The sequence below is a fragment of the Nitrosarchaeum koreense MY1 genome, assembly GCF_000220175.1.
GTDB lineage: Archaea > Thermoproteota > Nitrososphaeria > Nitrososphaerales > Nitrosopumilaceae > Nitrosarchaeum > Nitrosarchaeum koreense.
Genome location: NZ_AFPU01000001.1, coordinates 125,401 through 150,656, shown reverse-complemented (window position 1 = coordinate 150,656; position 25,256 = coordinate 125,401). Strand labels below are relative to the sequence as shown.

At 32.1% G+C, this 25,256-nt stretch carries 34 protein-coding genes and 3 tRNA genes; 14 read left to right on the top strand and 23 right to left on the bottom strand.

The genetic code is table 11. The features are described 5' to 3' along the window. Nucleotides 1-199: 199 nt before the first annotated feature. Nucleotides 200-1,591: a dihydroorotase gene (locus MY1_RS00810; protein ID WP_007549566.1), complete on the bottom strand. Its 1,392-nt coding sequence runs from the start codon at nt 1,589-1,591 to the stop codon at nt 200-202. Nucleotides 1,592-1,820: 229 nt separating this feature from the next. Between MY1_RS00810 and MY1_RS00805 the strand changes: the two genes are divergently transcribed. Further along, nucleotides 1,821-2,510, top strand: a complete 690-nt coding sequence (locus tag MY1_RS00805; RefSeq protein WP_007549565.1) for a hypothetical protein — start codon at nt 1,821-1,823, stop codon at nt 2,508-2,510. A gap of 18 nt (nt 2,511-2,528) precedes the next feature. Here MY1_RS00805 and MY1_RS00800 read toward each other — a convergent pair whose 3' ends face one another. Next, on the bottom strand, nt 2,529-2,882 hold the full coding sequence (locus tag MY1_RS00800) for a hypothetical protein (protein WP_007549564.1): 354 nt from the start codon (nt 2,880-2,882) through the stop codon (nt 2,529-2,531). Between the two features lie 126 nt (nt 2,883-3,008). Between MY1_RS00800 and MY1_RS00795 the strand changes: the two genes are divergently transcribed. Further along, nucleotides 3,009-3,080: transfer RNA gene (locus MY1_RS00795), tRNA-Ala, on the top strand. Between the two features lie 52 nt (nt 3,081-3,132). Next, nucleotides 3,133-3,492 carry a zinc ribbon domain-containing protein gene (locus tag MY1_RS00790; RefSeq protein ID WP_007549559.1) on the top strand — a complete coding sequence of 120 codons (360 nt, stop codon included), beginning with the start codon at nt 3,133-3,135 and terminating at the stop codon, nt 3,490-3,492. Nucleotides 3,493-3,507: 15 nt separating this feature from the next. On the opposite strand, the gene MY1_RS00785 is transcribed toward MY1_RS00790, so the two are convergent. Further along, the gene (locus MY1_RS00785) at nt 3,508-4,029 is read right to left on the bottom strand and encodes a zinc ribbon domain-containing protein (protein ID WP_007549558.1); all 522 of its coding nucleotides are present in this window, start codon (nt 4,027-4,029) and stop codon (nt 3,508-3,510) included. Nucleotides 4,030-4,094: 65 nt separating this feature from the next. Further along, complete coding sequence (gene trxA / locus MY1_RS00780) at nt 4,095-4,424, bottom strand: thioredoxin (protein ID WP_007549557.1); 330 nt, start codon at nt 4,422-4,424, stop codon at nt 4,095-4,097. A gap of 127 nt (nt 4,425-4,551) precedes the next feature. Between trxA and MY1_RS00775 the strand changes: the two genes are divergently transcribed. Beyond that, nucleotides 4,552-5,304 (top strand): zinc-ribbon domain-containing protein, encoded by a 753-nt coding sequence (locus tag MY1_RS00775; RefSeq protein ID WP_007549556.1) that lies wholly within the window; start codon nt 4,552-4,554, stop codon nt 5,302-5,304. A gap of 40 nt (nt 5,305-5,344) precedes the next feature. Then, nucleotides 5,345-6,019: a signal peptidase I gene (locus MY1_RS00770; protein ID WP_007549555.1), complete on the top strand. Its 675-nt coding sequence runs from the start codon at nt 5,345-5,347 to the stop codon at nt 6,017-6,019. A gap of 51 nt (nt 6,020-6,070) precedes the next feature. On the opposite strand, the gene MY1_RS00765 is transcribed toward MY1_RS00770, so the two are convergent. The 6 genes from MY1_RS00765 to MY1_RS00740 all read right to left on the bottom strand — a co-directional run bounded on the left by MY1_RS00765 (nt 6,071) and on the right by MY1_RS00740 (nt 11,270). Further along, on the bottom strand, nt 6,071-7,597 hold the full coding sequence (locus MY1_RS00765; protein WP_007549554.1) for a 4-hydroxyphenylacetate 3-hydroxylase family protein: 1,527 nt from the start codon (nt 7,595-7,597) through the stop codon (nt 6,071-6,073). A 73-nt stretch (nt 7,598-7,670) separates the two neighbouring features. After that, on the bottom strand, nt 7,671-9,767 hold the full coding sequence (locus MY1_RS00760) for a 4-hydroxybutyrate--CoA ligase (RefSeq protein WP_007549553.1): 2,097 nt from the start codon (nt 9,765-9,767) through the stop codon (nt 7,671-7,673). Nucleotides 9,768-9,829: 62 nt separating this feature from the next. Next, complete coding sequence (locus MY1_RS00755; RefSeq protein ID WP_007549552.1) at nt 9,830-10,186, bottom strand: reverse transcriptase-like protein; 357 nt, start codon at nt 10,184-10,186, stop codon at nt 9,830-9,832. After that, the gene (locus tag MY1_RS00750; RefSeq protein ID WP_048109310.1) at nt 10,176-10,628 is read right to left on the bottom strand and encodes a hypothetical protein; all 453 of its coding nucleotides are present in this window, start codon (nt 10,626-10,628) and stop codon (nt 10,176-10,178) included. Before MY1_RS00750 ends, MY1_RS00755 begins: the two co-directional genes overlap by 11 nt. Nucleotides 10,629-10,657: 29 nt before the next feature. Continuing rightward, entirely contained in the window at nt 10,658-10,942 is a 285-nt protein-coding gene (locus tag MY1_RS00745) for a DUF8036 family membrane protein (RefSeq protein ID WP_048109307.1), read from the bottom strand. Between the two features lie 25 nt (nt 10,943-10,967). Beyond that, complete coding sequence (locus MY1_RS00740; protein ID WP_007549548.1) at nt 10,968-11,270, bottom strand: ArsR/SmtB family transcription factor; 303 nt, start codon at nt 11,268-11,270, stop codon at nt 10,968-10,970. Between the two features lie 109 nt (nt 11,271-11,379). Between MY1_RS00740 and MY1_RS00735 the strand changes: the two genes are divergently transcribed. After that, entirely contained in the window at nt 11,380-12,261 is an 882-nt protein-coding gene (locus tag MY1_RS00735; protein ID WP_007549545.1) for a radical SAM protein, read from the top strand. On the opposite strand, the gene MY1_RS00730 is transcribed toward MY1_RS00735, so the two are convergent. The 5 genes from MY1_RS00730 to MY1_RS00715 are packed head-to-tail and all read right to left on the bottom strand — an operon-like array spanning nt 12,258 to nt 14,690. Continuing rightward, a complete protein-coding gene (locus MY1_RS00730) occupies nt 12,258-13,007 on the bottom strand; it encodes a hypothetical protein (RefSeq protein WP_007549544.1) in 750 nt (249 codons plus the stop codon). The two genes, MY1_RS00735 and MY1_RS00730, sit on opposite strands and share 4 nt — an antisense overlap. A gap of 50 nt (nt 13,008-13,057) precedes the next feature. Further along, nucleotides 13,058-13,309 carry a hypothetical protein gene (locus MY1_RS00725; protein ID WP_007549543.1) on the bottom strand — a complete coding sequence of 84 codons (252 nt, stop codon included), beginning with the start codon at nt 13,307-13,309 and terminating at the stop codon, nt 13,058-13,060. Between the two features lie 42 nt (nt 13,310-13,351). Then, entirely contained in the window at nt 13,352-13,573 is a 222-nt protein-coding gene (locus MY1_RS00720) for a thioredoxin family protein (protein WP_048109305.1), read from the bottom strand. Then, nucleotides 13,570-13,707 carry a YHS domain-containing protein gene (locus tag MY1_RS09440; RefSeq protein ID WP_081470625.1) on the bottom strand — a complete coding sequence of 46 codons (138 nt, stop codon included), beginning with the start codon at nt 13,705-13,707 and terminating at the stop codon, nt 13,570-13,572. Before MY1_RS09440 ends, MY1_RS00720 begins: the two co-directional genes overlap by 4 nt. Continuing rightward, the gene (locus MY1_RS00715; RefSeq protein WP_007549540.1) at nt 13,704-14,690 is read right to left on the bottom strand and encodes a cytochrome c biogenesis CcdA family protein; all 987 of its coding nucleotides are present in this window, start codon (nt 14,688-14,690) and stop codon (nt 13,704-13,706) included. Before MY1_RS00715 ends, MY1_RS09440 begins: the two co-directional genes overlap by 4 nt. Nucleotides 14,691-14,773: 83 nt before the next feature. On the opposite strand from MY1_RS00715, the gene MY1_RS00710 reads away from it, so the two are divergent. Next, nucleotides 14,774-15,202, top strand: a complete 429-nt coding sequence (locus MY1_RS00710) for an AsnC family transcriptional regulator (RefSeq protein ID WP_007549539.1) — start codon at nt 14,774-14,776, stop codon at nt 15,200-15,202. A gap of 47 nt (nt 15,203-15,249) precedes the next feature. Here the strand turns inward: MY1_RS00710 and MY1_RS00705 are convergent, their stop codons facing one another. The 3 genes from MY1_RS00705 to MY1_RS00695 form a co-directional block, all read right to left on the bottom strand. After that, entirely contained in the window at nt 15,250-15,579 is a 330-nt protein-coding gene (locus tag MY1_RS00705) for a pyrimidine dimer DNA glycosylase/endonuclease V (RefSeq protein ID WP_048109303.1), read from the bottom strand. Beyond that, the gene (locus MY1_RS00700) at nt 15,576-15,932 is read right to left on the bottom strand and encodes a hypothetical protein (RefSeq protein ID WP_007549537.1); all 357 of its coding nucleotides are present in this window, start codon (nt 15,930-15,932) and stop codon (nt 15,576-15,578) included. Before MY1_RS00700 ends, MY1_RS00705 begins: the two co-directional genes overlap by 4 nt. Nucleotides 15,933-16,105: 173 nt before the next feature. After that, a tRNA-Val gene (locus MY1_RS00695) sits at nt 16,106-16,180 on the bottom strand. Nucleotides 16,181-16,259: 79 nt separating this feature from the next. Between MY1_RS00695 and MY1_RS00690 the strand changes: the two genes are divergently transcribed. Continuing rightward, complete coding sequence (locus MY1_RS00690; protein WP_007549536.1) at nt 16,260-17,282, top strand: glycosyltransferase; 1,023 nt, start codon at nt 16,260-16,262, stop codon at nt 17,280-17,282. A 42-nt stretch (nt 17,283-17,324) separates the two neighbouring features. Further along, nucleotides 17,325-18,740 (top strand): amino acid kinase family protein, encoded by a 1,416-nt coding sequence (locus MY1_RS00685; protein WP_007549534.1) that lies wholly within the window; start codon nt 17,325-17,327, stop codon nt 18,738-18,740. Nucleotides 18,741-18,889: 149 nt separating this feature from the next. On the opposite strand, the gene MY1_RS00680 is transcribed toward MY1_RS00685, so the two are convergent. Next, complete coding sequence (locus MY1_RS00680) at nt 18,890-19,093, bottom strand: hypothetical protein (RefSeq protein ID WP_007549532.1); 204 nt, start codon at nt 19,091-19,093, stop codon at nt 18,890-18,892. A gap of 131 nt (nt 19,094-19,224) precedes the next feature. On the opposite strand from MY1_RS00680, the gene MY1_RS00675 reads away from it, so the two are divergent. Genes MY1_RS00675 through MY1_RS00670 form a run of 3 tightly spaced genes read left to right on the top strand, consistent with a single transcriptional unit; the run spans nt 19,225 to nt 20,936 of the window. After that, nucleotides 19,225-20,139, top strand: coding sequence for a branched-chain amino acid transaminase (locus MY1_RS00675; RefSeq protein ID WP_048110245.1), 915 nt, complete (start codon nt 19,225-19,227; stop codon nt 20,137-20,139). Nucleotides 20,140-20,181: 42 nt separating this feature from the next. Beyond that, nucleotides 20,182-20,343, top strand: coding sequence for a hypothetical protein (locus MY1_RS09755; protein ID WP_007549529.1), 162 nt, complete (start codon nt 20,182-20,184; stop codon nt 20,341-20,343). A 38-nt stretch (nt 20,344-20,381) separates the two neighbouring features. Continuing rightward, on the top strand, nt 20,382-20,936 hold the full coding sequence (locus MY1_RS00670) for a class I SAM-dependent methyltransferase (RefSeq protein ID WP_007549528.1): 555 nt from the start codon (nt 20,382-20,384) through the stop codon (nt 20,934-20,936). A gap of 11 nt (nt 20,937-20,947) precedes the next feature. Here the strand turns inward: MY1_RS00670 and MY1_RS00665 are convergent, their stop codons facing one another. Next, nucleotides 20,948-22,741, bottom strand: coding sequence for a sensor histidine kinase (locus tag MY1_RS00665; protein ID WP_048109300.1), 1,794 nt, complete (start codon nt 22,739-22,741; stop codon nt 20,948-20,950). A gap of 163 nt (nt 22,742-22,904) precedes the next feature. Here MY1_RS00665 and MY1_RS00660 point away from each other — a divergent pair, with 163 nt between their 5' ends. Further along, nucleotides 22,905-23,318 carry a response regulator gene (locus MY1_RS00660; RefSeq protein ID WP_007549526.1) on the top strand — a complete coding sequence of 138 codons (414 nt, stop codon included), beginning with the start codon at nt 22,905-22,907 and terminating at the stop codon, nt 23,316-23,318. 148 nt (nt 23,319-23,466) lie between these two features. Here MY1_RS00660 and MY1_RS00655 read toward each other — a convergent pair. Together MY1_RS00655 and MY1_RS00650 are read right to left on the bottom strand one after the other, a co-directional pair. Next, a tRNA-Lys gene (locus MY1_RS00655) sits at nt 23,467-23,540 on the bottom strand. A gap of 59 nt (nt 23,541-23,599) precedes the next feature. After that, nucleotides 23,600-24,202 (bottom strand): SRPBCC family protein, encoded by a 603-nt coding sequence (locus tag MY1_RS00650; protein ID WP_048109298.1) that lies wholly within the window; start codon nt 24,200-24,202, stop codon nt 23,600-23,602. Nucleotides 24,203-24,298: 96 nt separating this feature from the next. Here MY1_RS00650 and MY1_RS00645 point away from each other — a divergent pair, with 96 nt between their 5' ends. Then, nucleotides 24,299-24,823 (top strand): hypothetical protein, encoded by a 525-nt coding sequence (locus tag MY1_RS00645; RefSeq protein WP_048109296.1) that lies wholly within the window; start codon nt 24,299-24,301, stop codon nt 24,821-24,823. Here the strand turns inward: MY1_RS00645 and MY1_RS00640 are convergent. After that, nucleotides 24,813-25,256, bottom strand: a complete 444-nt coding sequence (locus MY1_RS00640; RefSeq protein ID WP_048109294.1) for a COX15/CtaA family protein — start codon at nt 25,254-25,256, stop codon at nt 24,813-24,815. The genes MY1_RS00645 and MY1_RS00640 overlap by 11 nt on opposite strands.

Here is a 25,256-nt window from a genome sequence, read left to right as displayed (position 1 = left end):
GGTCACAGCAGGCGAATAACTCCATTAGCGTATGATAACCATAGTAAATTTAGAAATTTTCCTTAAAAGACTCACGTAGAAATTATCAGTAGGATCTAAATACTATTTTGAGAAGACATGAATAGTTGGGTCTCTCACCAAACAACTAATCGTTGCTGGTCTTAAGATCCAATTAAATATTTTATTTGATAATTGATATTTAGGAGATAGAACGTTTAACAAACTTTCCATGACCTAATTTTCCAACAACTTGAAAATCTTCAGCCACAAGTTGACCTCTTACTATTGTTTTAACTGGCCATCCTTTCAGTGACATTCCCTCATATACAATATAATCAGAAAAGCCACCAAATAGTTCTGAGGAAACCTTATTTTCTTTTTTTAAATTTATCATTGTAACATCAGCATCAGCACCTTTATCCAGTGTTCCTTTTGTTGGATACATTCCAAATATTTTGGCAGCATTTGTACTAGTAAATTTTACAAATTGTTCAAGTGAAATTCTATTTTTATTTACACCCTCACTCAATAAAATTGGAATTACAGTACCTATGCCTGGAAATCCAGCAAGAGCACCCCAAACATCAGTACCACCAAGTTTCAGTTTTAATTGATTTGCAACATGATCTGTACCTATAGTATCAATTAGATTATGAGATAATGCATCCCATACAGCAGCATTATCTTGAACAGTTCTAATCGGAGGCATGACTTTGGCAAGATATCCTTTTTGATTTTCATAAGACAGTGTAAGATAATGTGGACAAGTTTCAACAAAAATTTTAGTTCCTAGTTTTCGTTCTTCTTTAATTTGCTCTAATGCTTTTTGAGAACCAATATGAACAAAATATATTGTACAGTCATAATCTCTTCCAAATTTTGAAATTGTTTTTATGGCCTTTGCTTCAAATTCTGGTGAACGGCTTTCAGACCATGCAGGAAGTCCATCACGATTTTTCTCTTTAGCGGTCTTTATTCCACACGCACATGATTCATAATCTTCGGCATGAACTAAAACAGGACAACCAAGTGATGTTGCATTTTTTACAATTTCTTCTACTATTTCGTCAGTTACATTTACTGTCGCTTCTGATAATTGAGTTGAATATGGCGCCATGTCCATATACACATGACCTACATCACCACCAAGATTCATGTAAATTTTAAATGAAGTGATTCCTTTTTCAATACAGTAAGACATTTCTTTAATTTGTTGAGGAGTAAAAATAGATGCATGGATTGTATAGTCAACATAGTGATTTTTGGATGCAGCTTCTAGTTGATCTGACAATGAATTTTTAAATGAATTTCCAAGTCGTAACATTCTCATCATCGTTGTAATTCCGCCAATAGCTGCAGCGTGTGATTCTGTTTTTGCAGCCTGATCAATTGGAGAATATACTCCATAATGAACATGAGTATCTATTGGTCCAGGTATTGAGATTAGACCATTTCCATTTATTTTATGATCACATGCAGGAATATCGTTTGTGAAACCAACGATTTTTTCTTCATCAATTATGATATTTTTGTCAAGCATCCCTTGAGGTAAAATTATGTGTGAATTTGTGATCACGGTATCATACGTCATCAGAAAATTTTCATGTCTTGCAGTCTATTATGCGTTGAGATAAACTTAGATTTAGATAATTTTTGGACAAAATTTGATAAATTGTTCATAATAATAGTAAAAATTAGACCATAGTAAGATTCATCATTTTCAGATATGTATTGCTCAAATATAGCCTCTCATTTTTTATTTGATTATGAAAATTCACTTCAAAGTATTTATCTTACTTTCAAGTAGTGATAAATTCATTATGAATAAAAAATTACTTGTTTTACTCTTATTTGGTGTTACAGTTTTACCGGTCTTTGGATTTTCCACTCTTGCTTTTGCAAATAATTCAAATGTTCCTGATTGGATTAAAAATAATGCAAAATGGTGGTCTGAAGGAACAATTAGTGAATCAGATTATATCAAATCACTACAATATCTTATTACAAATGGAATTATCCAAATTCCAATTACTGAAGTAACTGCAGCTCAAACATCAGTAATAGATGAAGAACGTGCTCAGAGTTTTAAAGTGACTATTTCCAACATTGTAGCTCCAATTTCAACAACATATTTTGAAAAATTTGAAATGACTAGCTCCAAATCAGGTGCAGCAGACGATCCTCGTGGTAGAATGTATGAATTTAGAGATATTAACCCAAAATTCTTTTTAGAATCTTTACCAAATGCTGACAAAAAACAATTCTACAAATTTGTAAGTGATTGGATGGACAGAGGAAACCTTCTTAACAAATTTAACGTTGACATTGATGTGTTAGACGGAAAAGGTGCCATAATTCAAACTTGGAAATTTGACAAATGTGAGATTACAAGTTATGGCACATACCTACAAGATACAGTTTTCATATATCAATTTTCTAAATCTCAAGATTCTGAAATTCGAGACAGAACCAACTTTAGCTGTGTTGGTGTTCACTTGGTAGTTCCTTAGAGATAAACAAATGAAATATTAGTTGATGTATTTTTTGTTTTGAAAATAATATAAAATTCCCCTGTTTTGTCCAGGTACACTTATTCCGAAATTTGCCAAGATATTTTTTACATCTTCAGAGTTCATCATCCGATATCCTTCTCGAGTCAACTCATCAACAATTTTAAGAAATTCATCAAATCCTCCTAGTTTGCGACTAACTATGGCAAGAGCATCTGTTTTGTAATAAATAAATTCTTTATGGTGCCTTATCTTTTCAATGTCCTTGTACTCTTTTTTTATTCCTCTACGTTGTTCTTTGCTAATATCCACTATGTCTTTTTCAACGTCTGAGACAGACTCTTTGATTCTTTCTTTGATGGATTTTCCCACTACTATACAAATATAATTTGAGATATATGGTTTACATATAAAAAAATAATTAAAATTAATTTTTATGCATATTTGAGTACTTTCTTTAGAAAATGAATAAAAACACATCTCTTAGAGGTAATGCACGGGCCGGTGGTTTAGTGGTATAATGCCTCGTTCGCAACGAGGATGTCGGGGGTTCAATTCCCCCCCGGTCCATTAAAAATAGTTTCCAGAAACTATTATACATAAACAATGATTACAATCTTCCATGAAGGTTTTTGATGGAAAAAAAGCAGCACAAGAATACATGTCAAAACACACTCTTGCATTTTCTACTCCAGAACTAACTCTTATGAGATTTGCATTTTGGTTAGGAGATACAGTTCCAGATCCTGAAAATAAAGAAAATTCACTTCCACGAATGCTAACATTTATGGTAGAACAAGACTTTGCACCAATTTTAATTGATGATGACAAATACGAACCATCTGGTGCTGTCAAAAGCTCAAATGTTTATGGAAATGCATTTTCAAAAACTAGTACTGATGGAAAATTCTGCTCTGAATGTGGCACAACTCTATCAGATACAGCAAAATTCTGTCCTGAATGCGGTACAACACAAGATTAATTTTTAAAAAGAATTTTATGCTTTAGTTCCACATTTTGTGCAAAATTTTGCGTTTGGTCTTAATGATGCACCACATGATTTGCATCCATTTCCACTAGATTCAACAGTTCTTCTTGGCATTAATGATGGATCTGGAGATGGTAAAGTTCCAACATCACCAAAGGCTTCTTTTGCAGATACAATTCCAGGAGGACCACCAACAGGATTTTGGGCAGAACCTGATCTTGGCATACCAATTCCACTCATCATTCCAGGTTGTCCCATTCCCGGCATCAATCCAGGTGATTGAGTATTACCAGTACCTGCACCACGAGATTTTTTCAGCTCAAAAATTACTTTAATTGCTAAAAATTCTAGTGCAGAATAAGCTACAACATAGTCACCTAGTTTTTGAAAGAATTCTTTGTCACTTAGTAGACCTTTTTTGTACATGTTATTTGTGTCAAGAAATGATTCATAGTAACCTTGAGATTCATCAAACAAGCTTTGTAGTTTATCAAAAAGCATGTTAAGAGTATCTACTTCACCAAATGACATACCGATGCTTTATTTTTGGAATATTAATTACTTTAGGATCAAAAAATAGAAAGATGTGTAATGATTTATGCTTGTAATGCTCTATCAATCATATTTTTGTATGATTCTTTTGATGCAGCACCAACTTGCTGACTAACGATTTCACCTTTGTTAAGGAGAATTAAGGTTGGAATGCTAAAGACATTGTATTTGGATGCTAATTCGTTAGCCTCATCAACGTTGACTTTGACAAATTTTACTTTACCTTGATAATCATTTGCCAATTCTTCAACTACAGGGCTTACCATTCTACATGGACCACACCATTGAGCCCAAAAGTCAACAAACACTGGTATATCAGAGTTAATCACATTGATTTCCCAAGACTTTGCATCTGAAACTTCTGTTATTCCCATAATGATTATAATTTATTGAACATCCCTAAAAATGTTCACAAGAGTTTACACCGTATTTTTTGTTGGATAGAAAATAAAAAATGATTTAATGATATATACTTAAATGTCGTTTCAATAAAACGGAAATATGAGCACCGAACTTAGACTTAAAAAATTACGAGGATCTGGCGGTTATGTAATGGCAACTGTAAATGACCAGCAGCAAATGAAAGGCAACCTGGGAGGTCCAGATTTATTTTTAGCACCTATTGGAAGATTAGATAGTCAAAGAATCACTAAACATTTTTGCAATACATGTGAAAAAGAATTTGAAGGTCCTCCAAAAATTGAATTTGAAAATCCAAACGAAGAGGTTGCAGAAAATTTAATTCTTGCAGAAAAAGGTCAATACATTTGCAATTCTTGTAAAGCAGTAATAGCTGAATATAGAGAATTTAAAAAACAAAATGAAACAGTAGATGTGGGAAGTGCAAAGCCATTAGAGCCTTCTAGTCAAACTGTCGCACCAAAAATTCTAGAACCAACACAAACTCAAATAAAAACAGAAACTAGTGTAAAATCATCTACTCAACCAAGTTCATCTACTACAGTTAGCTCAATTGAAGGATTAGCAGTATATGATGAAAATGCTAAAAAAATTGGTAATGCAAAACAAGTTGGAATTGATTCTAATCAATCAGTAGTATTGTTAATTATTAAAAATGATGGAACCGAAGGAAGTATCCCATGGAACAACATAAGAAAAGTAGGAGAAGTGATTCTTTTAGGAAATCCAACTGTAGCACCTCAAGCTTCGCAACCAGGAAAATGTACAAAATGTGGATTTTCAAATAAAGAGGGTTCCAAATTCTGTGAAGAATGTGGCAGTAAGCTACAATAAGTGTCGATAAGTCTAATCAGTTAATTAATAGGAAATGTAAATGTTGAACAAAAAATTAATGTCAAAAGGAATACTCAAAGATATTTTAATTGTAGCTATAGGAGTACTTGTGATCTGGATTGGTCTACAAGTTGTGTTTGGAACACAAAATCCATTTTATGTAGTTGCAAGTGGAAGCATGATACCAGTTTTAGAAGTTTATGATGTATTGATTGTTCAAGGACATGTACCGTTTGACGACATTAAAGTTGGAGATATCATTGTATTTAATCGTCCCTCAGGACACGACAGAGTAATTGTTCATAGAGTTGCATCAGTTATAGATGATGAACCAAAAACCATCAGAACAAAAGGAGATGCAAACCCTGCCTCAATTCCAGGAACGGACTTTCCAATTACCAAAGAAGAATATATCGGTAAAGTAGCATATGTAATTCCTCAAGTGGGTTATGTCACTCAACTACTGAAACCTCCAATTAATTATGTAATTATTGTAATTGTCATAGGAATTATGGTTGTAAAGCAGATGACTAAAAAGAAAAATGAGAAAGAACTTAGTTTGCAGGATCCATTTAAGAAAAATGATTCTAATGTAGAGTCCACTGCAAATATTCCAGAATTAGATAAACTAGAAAAAGATAAAGCGTATTCAAATCACGACAATGATAGTTCTACTAAAGCAGAAAAGCAAGAGTCAGAGAAAGATCAAAAATAATTTTCCTAAAACATCAGGATTGTTTTTGAATAAAATATCTTGTAAAAATATCTAAAGAATTGAATCTTTAGTCTTGAAAATACGATTAAAATAGTCAGATGGCTCGTTTGGTTCTTCAATGTCGTTTGTAATTCCTGCAAGGTTTTTTGCGAGATTCTTCTTATATCCAATTTGCATCTGTCTCTGAATTTGTATTCTCTGTGCTTGTGGAGAACCAGCTCCATGCATTGATTCAGTAAGATAACCAACAGCATTTCGTCCCAATGTCATATTTTCAATTAGCCTGAGAATTCTCATTCTATTTTCAACATCTGCCCCTTTACGACCTTTAAGATATTTTTTAAGTAATGGACCTGCAACAGGATGCCTAAAATCTTTCTCAGAGGGTAAGGTTACAACTAGACCTCCAGCAATATCTTGTGCAAGTCTACTAATTTCATATGGAAAACGTGTTACATTATGTTTACAAACTTGTGCCAATACATCTTCGTTTAGATATACTCCTGATTTCATTTTGTGACCTTGATGGGATGATGCAATTCCAGCAGCAAAGATTGTTTCATTGAGATGAGTCATCTCAATAATCTTATCTTTGATATGAGATACATTTGGAACTCCGTTGTAATCAGCTATTGCAGCAGCTGCACCAATTAGAACATCACCTAATCCTGTTTTGCAAACATAACTACGTCTATGGTAACAAGTAAAGCGTTCAATCAACATTGATGCAAATTCATATTCACCATGCATGAATACTTTATCCCATGGAATGAATACTCTATCTAAAATCATCAGTGCTTCTTGTCCACCGTACTTTGCATTACCAGAATCAATATCACCTTCCTCCATACTTCTTGTGTCACATGATTGTCTTCCATAGATGTAAGTCACACCTTTAGCATCAGCAGGAATTGCACCAACAACTGCCCAATCTTTGTCATTTTCAGTTAATCTTACTGTAGGCATGAGAATTATCCAATGAGAATTGATACAGCCGGTTTGATGTGCTTTAGCACCTGAGACATAGATTCCTTTTTCATCTCGGTCAACTATTCGGGTAAACAAGTCAGGATCATCTTGTTCTGCTGGTCCCTTACTTCGATCTCCTTTTGGATCAGTCATGGCACCGCCAATTACCAGATTTTCTTTTTGAACCATCTTTACAAATTCTAAAAATCGTTTATGATAGTCTGTCTTGTGTTTCTCATCAATTTCAAATGTAGTTGAATGTAAAGAATTTAGTGCATCCATTCCGACGCATCTCTGAAAACATGTTCCAGTGTTTTGTCCTAGTTTTCTTTGCATTTTATTTTGTAAAACTAAATCTTGTGCACTTTCTGCAATATGTAAAAATCGATTAACGGTTAATCCAGTAAGAGATGAATGTGCAGAAGCAAGTGCCTCTTCACGTACAGCCAAATCATATGTCTCTGCAACTGCATTAATTGATGGTCTAATCATTGGATGATCTACAGGTTCTTTAACTAATTCCCCAAACAGGTAAACTTTGAGATCACGACCTCTAAGACTTTCAATGTAATCATTACCAGTTCTAATTGTCTTTAAGACATTGGCCATGTAATTTTATTTACTCCTATGTTGTATAAATATTCTAAAACTAAACAAATCAAATTTTACGAGTAAATTACAATTAAAGACCAATTCTAACATCAAGAATTTTACAGCCTTTGCCTTTTTCCATTACAAGAACTGGATTCATATCAAGTTCCTTTATTTCCTTAAAATCAGTAACTAATTGAGATAATCTTTGAATACATTCAGATAGTTTTGCAATATCAGATGGTTTTTCTCCTCTGACACCCTGTAATAGTTTTTGAGTTTTAATAGATGCTATCATGTCGTCTGCTTCTTTGTCTGTTACTGGTGCAAGTTTGAATGTAACATCTTTTAAAACTTCAACATAGATGCCACCCATTCCAAGCATGATAACAGGACCAAATCCAGGTTCTAGTTTAGAACCAATAATCAATTCTTTACCACCTTTTACCATCTCTACGATAAGAACTCCTTTTATCTCTGCATTTTTATTATATTTTTTGGCATTTGCAATAATTGTCTTAAACGCTTCTTTAATTTCTAAATCATTTGTGAGATTTACTTTAACACCACCAGCATCTGATTTGTGAATAATTTGTGGTGATGCAATTTTCATCACTACAGGATAACCTATTTGCTTTGCAATCTTTATTGCATCTGCTTCTGTTTTTGCAAGTGCGCTTTTTGGTAAAGGTAATCCATATGCTTTGAGAACTTCTTGTCCTTCTTCTTCTAATAGATTAGGTCGTTTCTCTTTTTTTACTTTATCAAAAATTTTCTTTGCTTTTAATTTGTCAACTTTGAATTTAGGAATTTTTCCTTCGGGTGTTTTAATCCAATTTGCAAATTTTAGCATTGCAGCTAGTGTTCTAATTGCTCCTTCTGCATATGTATAATATGGAACATCACCAGCAGCTAGAATTTCTCTATTAGTAATTCCTTCATCTAGTCCCATCAAACTTGCAAGCATTGTCTTTTTATGTTTTTTTGACATTGAAACAATTACTTGTGCTAGTTTATCATAGTTCAAAGTTCCAGATGGAGTACACATTGAAATTACAGAGCCAACATTAGGATGTGCTAAAACACGATCCAATACATTACTAAATCTATTAAAATCAGCATCACCTACAATATCTACAGGATTACGTGAGCTTCCCCAAGGAGGAATTACAGCGTTAATCTTTGGACGAATGCTTTCAATATTTGCCATTTTAATTCCTAGCCGAGAGCATGCATCAGTTGAGATAATTGCAGGACCTCCTGCATTTGATACAATTACAAGTTCTCCTTTAGAAGGAAGCGGTTGTTTTGAAAAAGCTGTTGCATAATCAAACAGTTCTTCCATTGTATCAACACGAATAGCACCTGATTGTTTTAGTAGTGCATCATAGATTTCATCTGAGCCCATCAAAGCCCCAGTATGAGACATTGCAGCCTTTGCACCTTCAGGACTACGTCCAGATTTTAAAACAAGAACAGGTTTTTTGAGTTTTTTAGTAATATTTTTACAAACTTTGAGAAATTCCTGACCATCTCCCATGTCTTCTAAATACATTACAATAACTTTGGTTTGATTGTGGTTAGCAAGCATCTTAAGAATGTCAACTTCGCTCATTGCAGCTTTGTTTCCCATACTAACTACTGCAGAAAAACCAATTCCCTGTGCACTGGCATCTTCGACAAGTGCAGCACATATTGCACCGCTTTGCGATACTAGTGCAATTTTGCCTGACTTTGGTGTTACCTTAAGGAAAGTAGAATTCATCATTGTCTTTGGATCAAGATTCATTACACCAAGACAGTTTGGTCCAATGATTTGGATTTTGTATTTTTTAGCAATATCTTTTAGTTTTTGTTCTCTTTTTGCACCTTCTTCATCAACTTCTTTAAAACCAGCAGTGATGATAATAACACCTTTAACTTTTTTCTTACCACATTCTTCCAATACATCTGCAACCAAAAGATTGTTGATGACAATTACTGCAAGATCAACGGGTTTAGGAATATCCATTACACTCTTGTAGGCTGTTTTATAAAATACAGTTGGTCTTGAAGGACTAACAGGGTAAACAATGCCTTTGAATCCATTCATAATATTTGAAGTGATTGTAGCTCCAACACTACCTCGTTTATCAGATGCACCAATGATAGCTATTGATTTTGGTGAGAGAAAAATAGATTCAGCCACGTTAATTTGGACTAAAGATTTTGTGTAATAAAGTTATTCATAGAAACTTCTGATCTCATTTTTTAGCTTCCCAACATCTTTCCTGCTAAATTTTCTTTTCTTGGAACCCATAAAAGAGTGATTTTAGAAAATTTTCCTATCAGAGTCCATGCCTCACGTGCAAGTTCTCGTAATTTTTCATTGTTTATTGCAAATTCATGATTTAGTTGAGAAATTGTATTTTTTGAATCGCTAAAAATAGTAATTTCTTCAGTAGAATTTGCAAAATTTTTCAGTGCTGCAATTATTGCCATGTATTCAGCCTGATTATTAGTTATTTCAGGTTTTTTTTCATAAAAAGAATCGCCTGTCTCTTTTACAAAATAACCAAACCCTCCATCAGGACCACCTGATCCATCAACATAAACACTAATTCCCATCTTTGTACAACCTCGTCATTTTTACACTCAGATTAATTACTATCATGTAAATTATTGTAGATATAACTTGCGATACTATAGAAGCAAGATATGCATCGTAATTTATTGTCAAGAAATAATATTGCAAGAACCATCTTACTATAGTGTAGATTACCTCACCTATTCCAAGCGATGTAATGATTTTAATTAGATCATGTTTTAATCTTGCTTTATCAGTTTTACCAGATTCAAGCAAATATTTTTTTCTGTTATCTAAATAATACAAACTACCAAACGTAGAAAAATAAACTACATAATCAACTAACAGGGTATAACTAGTATTAAGATACGCTGCTTGTTCAGATAATATTTGAGCAACGATTGCAGAGATTATAATTGACGCTGCAAAAGCGATAAGAATATTTTTGTTAAGTGAAAGATATTTGTTATATTTTTTTAACATAAAATTATTAGTTTTACTCTACAATTAAACTAGTCTAAAGTAATCTTCAAGAAAATCAACAATCCTGCTAGTTCAGCAATACCAACTCCTAACATGTAAGGAAATATTTCATATGAAAAAAGCTCATCCATTGAAAAGTATGCAAATGCCCCAATAACATTATGAAGAAATAGCATACCTGCAACTACTATCATACCTAAAGGAAGCTGAGCTCTTGTCTTTGAGTATATTTTTCCAAAAATGCAAATTAAGACTACAAGTACTACCATATTAGCGATGGAAACGATAGATAATAGTAGAGAATTGGATTCCATTTAGAGAGAAACATCTCCTAATCTTTTATTTACTTTTATCCAGTTTTCCTTCAATTTCTTCAAATGTCTCCATATTGGTTTCTAAAAATGTAGATATAAAATACATAACACTGTATTTTTCTCCAACTTTTGTAATCATGTTATTTTTTTCAAGAACTTTGATATGATGCTGAATAGCCTTGTAATCAAAGCCCAGTTCTTTAGATAATTGATTTGTATTAAGTGGTATTTTTTTAAGCAGTGATATGATGCGTAGACGTGTTAATCCACCTCTTGAGCCTGCAAAAATAAACCACATTAATCTTTTTGATTCTGGATCGTTTGCCATAATCTATGAAATTCTTGCATTCATCAATTAAAAGGCGTTATGGGTTTTATTCATCTGATAGATATTAGAAAGTATAAAAAACATAATCAAGCAACTCTTGTGAAGTAAAATGATGTTAAACTATGATGCTCCTTTGTACAGACCTCCCTCTGAGGCAAGATCATTAATTTTTCAAGTAACTCTAGGATGTTCCTTTAATGAATGCTCTTTTTGTGATATGTATAGATCAAAACAGTATTCAGAAAAACCATGGGATGAAGTAAAAATGGAAATTGATCTAATGGCAAAACAACTACCAGACACTAGAAAAATATTTTTGGCAGACGGTGATGCTCTAAATCTTGATTCAGAATACATTGTTAAAATTGTAAAATATCTTTACGAAAAATTTCCTAATCTTGAGAGAATTTCATGTTATGCAATGCCAATGAACATTTTAAAGAAAACTCCTGAGGAATTAAAGAAAATGCATGATGCTGGGTTGGATATGTTGTATTTGGGAATTGAAAGTGGTTCCGACATAGTTTTGAAAAAAGTAACAAAAGGAGCGATTGCAAAAACAATTATCAAATCAGTTAACAAAGCAAAAGATGCCGGTTACATAATGTCATGCATGATAATTTTAGGATTGGGTGGAAAAACATATTCAAAAGAACACATTAGAGGAACAGCAGAAGTAATCAGTGCTTGTTCTCCTAATTATGTAGGAGCCTTAACTCTCTATTTAGAAAATGGAATCAAACAAGAATTTTTGGAAAAATTTGGAGAGCCATTTATTCGAATTACTGATGATGAATCACTTGAAGAGTTGTATGATTTAATTAGTCAGATAGAAACTAAGGAAGAAATAATTTTTAGAGCAAATCATGGTTCAAATGCATATACGATTAAGGGCACATTTCCACAAGACAAGCAGGCTATGTTAGATAAAATAAATTGGATGAAGCAACATCCAGAAATTATGCGTCCAGAAGGACTGCGTGGCTTTTAAAATCTAAATAAATTCCCCATAATGCCTATTTGATAAACAATAGACAAGCCTAAAACAAAGCTAAGAGAACATGTCAAGTACTTCATTACTGTTTTAGCTTTGGTATTATTTGATAAACCAAATGGAATACCAAGCAATCCTCCGATTAAAGACATTCCAATAATAGAACCTAATCCAAATATTCCGATGAATGTCAATGCTGAAGGAAGACTAAGAATCATGCCGGAGGTCATAACAATGAGCGTTCCACTTCCAGCAAGACCGTGAATCATTCCGATTAAATACGATTTATGATTATGAGAGTGATTATTGTCATGATGATTGTGTTCATCAAAATGAATCGAACCGTCATTATGTGTATGTGGATGTCTGTGTTTAATTTTTAGAATATTTTTATTTGATATTCTTGTAATTGCTAATAAAATTAACATCACTCCAACTAAAAATTCAAATCCAGAAAAAACTTCTTTATTTATCGTAAGTGTAAAACCATAAACTATCAAACCAACTAATATCAGAGTAGTAGTATGTCCTGCTCCCCAGACTGCTCCAAGTAGTGATGATTTTGTAAGACTTTTTTTGAAAAGTTGTTTTTTTGATTGATTCGTATTAGAATTTGTCAGTTGAGTAGAAACAGCAGCGATATGATCTGCTTCTAAGGCATGTTGTATTCCTAATGTCAATCCAAGTCCAGCAATAATAGCTGGAGTAAAATTGCCAATTTGACCAAATATTTCTTCTAACAATTTTACCTCATATGGCTTCTTGATACCATGGTAAAAAGAATTTCCAAACGCTAGAGTTGGTCAATTATTGGCTTTAGATTATCTGGCAGATCAGGAATTTCAGTATGGCTTTCATTGTTTTGAAGAATTTCTGGCCCTATCCTTCTTACTCTCTGAGTTCCAATTAAAGTATTAATATTTCTTTGAATGTCCTTTTCACTTAAAATAGTCTTTAATTTTTCAATGACAGTTTCTTCATTTTCATATTTTTTAATAGCATATTGGACAAGGATCATTTTCTCATTCATAGAATAATCAGTCATTTGAAAATTCCATCACAAACAAAGTAAAAAACATTAGCGAATTTAAGAGAATTTCTTTTCCAAATCTTCTTTTTTGGGGATACCAGTAAACTCTAGTTTTCCATTAATCACTAAACCAGGCGCTGTAAATATCGGGTATTTTTTCAAATATTCTGGTTTTTCAGTCACATCAATAAGATCATATTTTATGCCTAGTTTATCTAACATTTTTTCCAAAACATTACAATTAGAGCATCCAGGTGTGGTGAGAACTAGTACAGTCATGATTTTATGAATTGTTCAGGATTCTGCTCAAAAGCCCATTTACAACTAGCGCAACAAAATCGATATTGTTTTCCTTCATGTTCTAACAAATCACCTTTTTCTCCAACATCCATTCCACAAACAGGATCTTTCATGATGTTACTTCCTTTTTTCGAGTAAAATACCATACGATTGGAAATACAAGTAATGCAACAAATAAGATAGGTGCAAATTCTTGTGGCATTTGAATATCATAGTGATGAGTATGCTGGCCAATATGAAATTCTGGAGGAAGAGACAGCGTTGTAACAAAATTATTCCATGCAATGTGTACAAATGTTGTTTCATACCACTCATGACCGCCAGGTATGCCATTAATTATTAAAAATGCTCCAAGTACGATCAACATCCATCCAGTAAGTTTTTCAATTGTAATTTTGTTTGTAGTAATTCCTTTTGTAGCATTTACACCAATGATTGCCAATACAGATAAAAGAATTAACGGGATTGCTCTTCCTACTCCATGTACTGCACCCAGACTTGCACCTATCTCCATATTACCAGTTGCCGCGATGTAAATTAACAGCCAATAAAACATAGGATTTGGACAACCAACACCAGCATTACCCAATAACAATCCCATGAAAAATGATTTTGAATAATCTCCTCGTTTTTGAATAAAGTTTGGGGTACCAGAGTATGTAGGTAGTTTTAATTCAAATAACTTTAGCTGTGACAAACCAAAAAGAAATGCTGCAATACCAGCAATTAAAAACATAAAAACTGAAATACGATCTAAATCTGCTGTTTGCCCAAGTGCACCAATTCCAAATCCATAAAATGCAATTGTAATTGTAAGACCTGTGCCAAACAACATGGCCATACCAAGTCCCTTTTTTGCACCTTTACCCATACTAAGAGGGATAATTATGAATACTAGCGGAAGTGTACAAGGTAGAATTATCATTGATAGACCAGCTAGGTAAGCAATCACTAGCCATGAAGGATAAGATATTTCATTTCCAGCACCAATTGCAATTTCATTTGTAGCTGCAAATACGCCTCCAACAAAAATTAGTGAAAATAAGATAAACAAAGTAAGAATAAGAGATTTTTTTATTGTGATTTGATTTGACATGAATAATGAATGAAGATACGTATACAATAATAGTGTACTTTACAATTGTAAAATGATAAATATTCTCGCAAGTAATTAGGCATATGCCATTTCAGCCGGATGATATTGATATTGCAATAATTGAATCACTGATAAAAGATGGAAGAAAATCATTTCGACAGATATCAAGAGAGATCAAAGTAAGTACGCCTACTGTTCAAGCAAGATATGAAAGACTGGTAAATGTCGGATTGATAAAATCTATCTCACCGATAATTGATCTTGGAATGCTTGAAGACAAGACTGAAAAACATTTTGAGAACATAAAGACAAAATCAACAAAAAAACAGGATGTAAAAATAACAAAAAACATGATTTTAAAAATGACATGCGATTTGTGCAAGGGTCCAATTTCTGACAAACCACATGTTCTTAAAATTGCAAATTTTGAGAGATTTTTTTGTTGTACATCTTGTAGATCTTTGTACAAAGAAAAATACAAAGGGAGAATAGAAACACTAAATCAAAAATAGTCAGTCCACTTGTATTTGGTTATCATTTTGAGAATAAAATTGACACATCAAATATTACATGAACAACCTTTTTTCTTTAAAATATGAATTTGTTCCTTTACTGAATCAACATAATCATTTTGTACAGAAATTCCAGTAGCTTTTTTCTTATCAAGAGGACTTTTGTGATTATAACCACGTTTTGTCATTTCAGAAACCAATTCATCATGCCTAAGATACATTGCTTTGAGTTTGCCATTCCATCGCAAAGTTTCAGGATGTAAAGAATATCCTTTCTTATTTTCAGTTATAACAACCCACATAGCATGAAGCTCTCTATGTTCACCTAATAGATGATTACGACATAGTTTTGATGGTGAAATATCCCAAATTCTCATCTTCTATAAGAAATAAAATCAGATAGGTTGGTTTTTATAATTTTGATGGTTGTGAACATCTCAAGTAGATTAAGAGTCAACAATCCCATTGCAGTTTTAACACCAATAGTTTTTTCAGGATCAGTTTCTGGAAATAATCTAATTGTTGTCTTGTTATCTTTTGTATTTATTTCAATTAGAAAGTGTTGATTTTTAGATTCAATAACTAGTGTTGAAAGCAATAATCTTTGTTCATTTTTATCAATGAAAATATTCTGAATTTTTATCATAATAGGTTTAGTTTGTATAATTTTTTCAAAAGAAGTATAGAATTTTTTTAAATCAATTTTTTTATCAAATACTACATGAGGCAAATTTTATCACACATATAGAAAATGTTTCATAATATTTCAAGACGTAGATAAATTATGACTAGTGCCAACAACATCAATTGTTGAACTGTTTTTGGAAAAAGAAGTTCCACTGGCAACGCATGTATCAAAATTTTATTTCTTTGTTGGGCCTATCCACTTTTTGGGTACAAAAATGGGCCCACAGGGATTTGAACCCTGGATTTTCGCCGTGTAAGGGCGACGTCATAACCGATCTGGACCATGAGCCCGAAAACATACCTTGTTAAAAACCATTTAAACTTTGAGACAAGTAATAATCTAGAAATTTGATCAGAATTTCATACAAATATGATAGATTTAGATTTTTTTTCTAGTCCAATAGGATTAGGTCATGTTACAAGAGACATAGCAATTGCAAATAATTTTGAAAACATTTCTACTAAATTCATCACAGGAAGTAGTGCTACAAAAATTCTAAAAAATTTAGATTTTAAAGTTGAAGATGTGTATATTCCCCCATCATTCATTATAGAAAATGGAAAGCTAAAAAATTCAACTAGATGGCTTTGGAATTATTATCAATATTATAAAAAATGTAAAAAAATTTCTGAAGAGATCATACAAAAAGATAAACCAAAATTAATTGTAAGTGATGAAGATTTTGCTTCACTTACTGTAGCTCAAAATAAAAAAATACCGACTATCTTGATTACAGATATTGTACAAACTAATTTTGTAAATGGCATAACATCGTTTATTGAAAAAAAGATGAACAAATCTATGCAGAAAATTATGAAAAATTGTGATACTGTGATTATTCCTGAAAATGGACCTGATGAAGGAAATATTAAAAGAGTTGGACCTATTGTAAGACAAACAAGTTTTTCCAGAGATGAACTTCGAAAAAAGTTTTCATTTGATAAAAAAACTATAGTTATTTCGATAGGAGGAACAAATGCTGGCTTGTATCTAATTGAAAAAACAATAGAATTAATTTCAAAAATAAAAAAAGATATTGACATAATAGTAGTTTCAGGCCCATCTTTGAGTAAAAAATTTGGAGAAACTGTAAGAAATTTTGGATTTGTAGATAACCTCCATGAGATAATTTTTGCAGCTGATGTGATAGTATCGCTTGCAGGAAAATCGACTATAGATGAATCAAAAGTGTATGGTACGCCTGGAATCTTTATTCCAATAAAGGGACATTTTGAACAAGAAGATAACGCAAAAGAAGAAGGATTTGTTTTTGAGGATATTTATAAGATTGATGAACTAATCATTGAAAAACTAGAGCAAAAGAGAAATCCAGTACAGACTAGTGGAGCAATTAATGCATACAGCATAATCAAAAAATTGATGCAATCTTGATCCAATCCTTAATAGATAACCAATTATTTTTGTTAAAGTATCATGACAAAGTTAATCGTAGCCAAATTTGGTGGTAGTGCTATCGGTATTGATGGTATTTCAATACCATTAGTTATAGACAGAATTAATGATTTAAAGAAAGATTCCAAAATTATTGCAGTATTTTCAGCACCACTTACAATTCAAAATGGAAAAAAATGTTCGCTTACAGATGTAATCTTAGAGCAGGGAAGAAATGTTGAAAGTGGTAAAAAAGCAAATTTGGATGTCATAAAATCATGTTATGAAAAAATTATGAAATTTGTAAATTCTGAAAATAAAGAAGATTGTCAAAAAAGCATAGATTTGTTCCTAAAAAAAGCTGAAACGGCATTGGATGAGGCATTATTAAAAAAAGAATTTGCAAATGAGGTACGTTCACGATCATTGGCATTTTCAGGAGAAATTCTAATTTCACATGTAATGAATTACATTCTTAGAAGTAACGGGATAAAATCAAGTGCGGTAAGTTATGATGACTGGCCAATAATAACAGATCAGAATATAGAATCAACAAATTTTCTTGCATCCAAATCAAGAGAAAATCTTGGAAAAACAGCTAAACTGGTAGACGAAAATGAGGTAGTTGTAATTGGAGGTTTTATAGGAAAAACTCCGGAGGGAGTAATTACTACGTATGAGCGAGGGGGTTCCGATAGAACTGCAGCTGATCTTGGAATACTGTTTCATAAAAAATATGAAACCAGAATAGATTTTGAAAAAGACAGTTCTGTAGTGTCTGCAGATCCAAAAATTGTTGAAAGCGGGTTGACGGAAGTAGATGAGCTATCATACAATGAGGCAAGACTAGCAGGAATGTTTGGAATGAAAATTTTGGATCCTATTGCAATCAAAGAGATTGTAGAAAACGGAGTGGATATGCCAATTATTGTTACAAATATGAAAGAACCATCAAAAAACACTACAATAAAACGAGTGCCAGATAGCAAAAATGGTCATCCAATCAAGATTGTAACTGGAAAAGAAAATTGTGCAATTTTTAAAATTGAAACAAATGCAGCCCAAAAATTACTAATATCATTAGAAAAAGACAAACGATATAGTGAATACATAATTTTATCGCCATTTACTAAAGATGGTGTGGAATTTTCAAGAATATTATTTTTAGATGCAGATTACATTAAAAGAAATGAAAAATATTTTCTTGGATTTGATCCACTTGCCTCAATAACATACAACCGAGGAGTAATCACACTAATTGGAGATGAGATGTGGCGAGTACAACAGGTAGCATCACGAACTAGTGCAAAGATTGGTGAGGTAGGACTGAACATTTTGAATATGGATGCACAAGAAGAAACTTCAAGAATAATTATCGTTATTGAAGATTCTAAAGATAGTATCAGAAAAGCTATAAACGTGATTCATCAAGAAATATCAAAGATTAATTTTATTTAATTGAGTTAAAGAGGCGTTAAGGGTTTTCACCTTTACCGCCAATAAGGGTTTGTTCTTGGACCTTATCTAGATTTAGTCCGGCGTTACCCTAAACACGCGATAACAATACTAGCATTTTCAAGTATATAGATGTGATCTATATAGAATATTCACATACGCTCAGCTATATACCAAATAATCACGCCTACAATAATTATTGCATACCACTTGAAATTTTTCTTGTTAAGAAAAATATTAGCTGAGCCTAGTTGATCTTGAGTAGAATCAATTCTAATTTTTCTTAATTCAAATGCCTGACCAACCAGACCCACGATTAAAAGAATAATTGCAGAAAAACCTAAAATCCATTCCATAGTCTAAATTGATTTATGCTGTATTTAGGCACTTGCAGAGCAATCAAATTAAAAATATCATAAACAAATTAGAAGATATTCTACCAATCTCAAAGATATTCTTTAAATTGGTATTGTATTTTCCCATTCCTATGAAGGAAATTGGTAAAATTTGGATGAATGGAAAGTTAGTACCATTCAAAGATGCCAAAGTACATGTACTTACTCATGCCTTACATTATTCAACATCAATCTTTGAAGGGATTAGATGTTATAATACACCAAAAGGATCAGCAATTTTTAGATTAGAAGAACATGTAGATCGATTGTTTAATTCAGCAAAATTATATTCTATGAAGATGCAATATTCAAAAAAAGAGATAACAGATGCAATAATTAAAACAGTAAAAGATAACGGGTTAAAAGAATGCTACATTAGACCATTGGCATACTATGGTTTTGGTACAATGGGCCTTACACCAACTCCAAACAAAGTTGATGTTTCAATTGCTTGTTGGGAATGGAATATGGGAGAAGGAAAGGCTGGAAAATTCTCTGGTGCAAAATGTAAAGTTTCAAGTTGGATAAAGATTGATTCTAGATCACAACCAATGCAGGCAAAAGCAGCTTCAAACTATGCAAATGCTGCACTAGCTAGAGTCGAAGCATTAGAGAATGGGTATGATGAAGCAATAATGCTAAACATAAATGGAAAAGTTGCAGAAGGCAGCGCAGAAAATATTTTCATTGTAAAAGACAATACGATTCAAACTCCCCCACTTTCAGCAGGAGGATTAGAAGGAATTACGCGTGATAGTGTAATCCAAATCATTGAAGAAAATGGAGGATATGTAATAGAAAGAGATCTTGAAAGAGGAGATTTGTATTCTGCAGATGAGATATTTATGACAGGAACAGCTGCTGAAGTAAAATCAGTCACACAAATTGATAAAGTAATAATTGGAAATGCAAAGATGGGAAAGACCACAAAAGAATTACAAAAATTATTTTCAGATGTCACAATGGGAAAAGATGAGAGATTTTTACCGTGGTTGACCTTTATTTAACATTCCAAGAAGTTTTTTACCCACAAATATAACAATACAAGTATGAAATCTTGCTCAACTGGAAATACAGAGGAGATATGCTGGTTTTGTAGAAAAGGTCGCCATGATGATTGCATGAAAGAAATTCCAATGGATAACAGATCAGATGGACCTCATGATTGCACGTTTGATACAAAACTTGTCCCATGCAAGTGTCAGCATTAAACAAATAATATCAAATACAAGACAAATGAAAACATTTTATGAATTATGATAACGAGTTTTGGGATAGATATGCAATTGAAAACGAATCTAAATTCAATGAAGAATTTTCAAAATTTGTCAGGGATTTGGTAGTTTCATTGCGTTGTACAAGTGTATTAGAGATAGGATGTGGTACTGGAATTGATTTACGATTATTTCCTGAATCATTGGATATTTTTGGTGTTGATTTAAATGATACAGCATTAGATATTGCAAAATCAAAAAAACCAGTGATTAATTTTAAAAAAGCATCAATTACAGATTTGCCTTTTGAAAACTCATCAGTTGATTTTGTATTTACTCATCAGCTATTGAACTATCTTGAAGATGATATTTTAGAGAAAGGCATTTCTGAAATGTATCGAGTATCTGGAAAATACATTATGAACTGTGAAAGATATGATGAATCAGAAAAACAAATCAATAATAATTCTAAATTTAGAAATATGCAAAAAAGATGGCTAGAATATAAAGTAAAAATAATCAGTAATGTGGATATGCATGAAGAAATAGAGCCAGATAAAAGTAGATTTACACTTCTAAGAAAACTTTAGAAATATCAAGGTTATTGCCTACCTAACTCATCATATGTTTTTGGTATTTTGATTGTAAATGTAGTCGGGTTATTTTTTACAGTAATACTTCCATTGTGTTGTTCAATAATATTTTTACAGCTAGCTAGACCCAGTCCTGTTCCTTTTTGTTTTGTAGTAAATAGAGGTTCAAATATTTTATTAATGAAATCTTCAGGAATGCCCAAACCTGAATCAATAAAATCAATAACAGCATAATCACCATATGTTTTAATATTTATTTCAAGTGTACCTCCCTGATTCATTGCCTGAATTGCATTTACAATAAGATTAATGAAAACGGCATCAATTTTCACTACATCACAAGTTACAATTACATCAGTATTTGAGACAGTAATTATAACATCATGTGGCACGTTGACCTTGTCAATTGATGTTAAAATTAATTCTCTAAGAGATGCAGAGGTGGGCTTTAAGGGAGAATTTCGAACGTATCCTAATACATCATCTACTTGATGAGATATTCTATCGATGCTTTTTTCAATTAATTCAAGTCTTTTAGTAATGACGGTATCAGAAATTTTTGCATCTGCGGGATGTTGTTTTATCAAATCAACAGACATTTTCATTACAGATAATGGATTTCTTAGATCGTGTGCTAAACGACCAGATAGTTCTCCGATAGCAGATAATCTTTCAGCTTTGAGTACTGCTTGTGTTTTTTCTTCAATTAGCTCTTCTAAATTATTTCGTTGTTTTTCAAGATCTGTAGTCCTCATTTGAACAAATTTTGTGAGATTTCTGTTAATTGTGAGAATTATAATAGTAAATACAACAAGCATTGCAATAACTCCAAATACAATATATTCAACTGATAATCCCTCTTCAGGATTTAAGTAGAATGTATTGATCATAGAGATAACAACAATCATTGAAAATATCATCAATGTCAGCGGAATACCATACTTAGTAATAGTTTCAAATTTTATATTTTCATTAAAAAATATATCATTACTATGAATATCAGAATTATTGGAAATTTGGATACGACTATAAACAGAAAATATTAACAGAATATAACTATACAGATACATTACATCAACAGGATGTCCATCATGATATGTGCCATTTAATTCTGAAAAAAGATAGAATGTATCAGAGACACTGTAAATCAGAAATGCAAACAACATTAACATCCATGAATAGTTAATACTTTTTTTTACCATAAACAAAATTCCAATAATAGCAGGAGCTAATTGAAATCCAGACATTATAGGATATAACAATAAAACGGATTTGGAAAAAACATCTAGCCCTTCATCTTCATCAAATGAATTAAAATATCCTATCATAGACGGAATTACAAATGAAAGTGATAGCAAAAATGCAAATAACCAAATCTTTTTTGTTATTAATTTTTTGATTGGCTTTAATGATAATAAAAGAAATCCAACAAAAAATGGATATGCACCTACATAAAAAATGTCAGCAATTGAGGGAAAAGGATCTACATCATAGATATCTTCATAGATAACCCAAATCTGTTCTGCGATAAACCAAAATGAAACACCTATGGTAAAGAGCACAAATGCCTTTGATTGAAAATTATTCTGTTTGTGTAATTTAATTGTAAGAACAAATGAAAATAAAATCAATATTACAGGAATAATTGTATATGCGGGAATAGAAATCAAGATAAATTGAGAGTCTTCTAAAAATGGTCTTAGTTGATAAAGAAGGGTAATTCCCACTAGAACGCATGTTAGAAAAATGATGGGATTATGGTCTTTTTTATTTTTATTCTGTTTTTGTTCTAAATTATTCATAAATGGAACCTCTTAATTTCACATAGAGTAGCGTAGTAATTAGATAATATGTTTTTGTTAGATTTACGCATTAATTGATTAGTGAGGGTAAAGAAATTAGTTATCGTATTAAATTTCATAATCCTAAGTTTAATTAATATCTTAAGAGCATCATACTAAGAACATGACAATGATTTTAATCGTTGAAGATGATGAAGAACTATTAAATTTGTATGCAGAGATACTGGAAATCAATAGATTTAGTGTTCAAACAGCCATTAATGGTGAGGAGGCCATATCAAAATACAAGCAGATACATCCAGATTTAGTAGTGATGGATGGAATCTTGCCAAATATTGATGGTTATGATGCATTTTCTCAAATTATAGAATTCGATAAAAATGCAAAGGTGGTATTAATAACAGGTTATTCTGAATTTGATGAAAAAAATAAACTAGCTCTTAAACAAGGTTTGATTTCTGTAATTTCAAAACCAATTGGAGCAGATGAGTTATTAAACTTGGCAAAAAAATATTGTAAAAATTCAGAGAATAAAAATTCAACATCTAATCAAGATTTAGAAAGATCTATAAGCTAACAAGTCACAAGACATTTTGAATGACAGATAATAATTGGTGGAAAGGATTGCCAAAAGAGTTTGAATTAGATTTAGAATTATTATCAGATTTACAAAATTAAAATTATTTTAAAATTTTTTTCACATTGAAATTAATTTAACAAAAAAGCGGGTCTAGTGGGATTCGGACCCACGACAACCGGATTAAGAGTCCGGTGCGCTACCTGGCTGCGCCATAGACCCACAAAAATAGAAAATCCTCGAGTTGTTATTAATCTTAAGATTGTTATAGAAATAAAAATTTAATTTTGAGCTTTTGCTTCAATTTCTGCATATTTTTCAAGAATTGCAGTAAGTGCTGTTGAAACTGGAACGTCGTTCATTTTTTTCTTTTCGGCAAGTAATTTTTGGTATGCATCTAATGTGATGTATACTGGAATTGAACCATTTCCTTCAAGTAATCCTCTAACATTGTAAAGTGCTGTTTCCATTCCGCGTTCAGCAGATTTTGCAAACTTTGCTTTATCCAAAATTGCTCCTAATGGACCAAATGGCATTGCATAATCTACAGACATTGTTACTTTGGTTAAATTATCACCCAATGATTTGAATTCATTAGTGATTTTCCAGTGCTTAAATGGTCCTGAAATTTGTTTTGCGGATATTCTTTCATTTCTGACAAATTCAGTTGTTTCACAATCCCATTCTAATCGTTTACCATTAAAATCGCCAATTATTCTAAAGGTTGTTCCCACACCCATTCCTTCTTTAATATCCATAGGAATTACAGTCATGCCTACTGCATCATTTTTGATTTGATCAGAAACGTGTTCTGGTCTTGCAAAATATGTAAATACGTTTTCTATAGGTGTTTTAATATCGATTGATTTGCTTACGATAGTCAACATTTCAGTGTCTTGCCAATAAGGATTTAAAGGTTTTGAAGATTTTCCAACAAAAATTGATTAACACTATATTTATGCAAAGTTATAGAATTCATAATGATAAAAGTACGATCAGTCATCATTATGTTTATGTTAGTATCAATTAGTTTTCCCTTAATTTCTGACGCGTATGCTCATTCAATGTTTAATTCTGCTGAAGAGTTTCTTGGAGGATATAGGGTACAAGTTGCAACACTGCCAGAATTTCCACAGATAGGTGAAAAATCTCAGATACTATTTAGAGTTGGAGATAGTGAATTTAATGAAGTAGATCAGTTTACGATGGGGGTTAGATTTTTTTATAATGATCAACAAATTGATGCAATCAATCCAGAGTTACACAAGGGAGGTCATTATGAAACAGATTATGTTTGGAAAAATTCAGGAAATCATATTGTAAAAGTTGATCTATATGATATGGATGGTAGTCCAGAAATTCTTACTTATACTTTTAACATGGGTACACAAAATCCATTTGGATATATTTTCATCATGGCAATCACGTTTGGAGCCATTACGTTAGGAGTAGTCATAGCATACATCTACATTCCAAAAAAAATAAGATTAAAATCTAAACTGTAGACTCTATTGGTTTTTTTGTAATTCTAAATGCAAATAAGGTAGTTAGTAAAACCATTGAAAATAACAATATTCCAACACCTAAGTGAATTGCAACAAGTACAGCATGTAGTTTTAGATCAATTACTAATGCACCAAGTGTGATTTGAGTAACTACAAGTGTAGATGCAAAAGTGCTAGTAAATCGTATCTTTCGTCCAGCATTTTTGTTAATCCAGCTTCCCACAGTAGTTGCAATTACAAGAGCCCCGGTAGTTGCAGCAATCAATCTATGAGTCCATTCAATAAAATATTCTTCATTTGGCATTATTCCATTTGGACATAATGGCCATTCAGGACATGTTAAACCTAATCCTGCAGAGGAAACATATCCTCCAATAAACATTAGAGAGTATAAAACAATTAGAGATGCTAATGCCAGATATTGTAGGGCCAA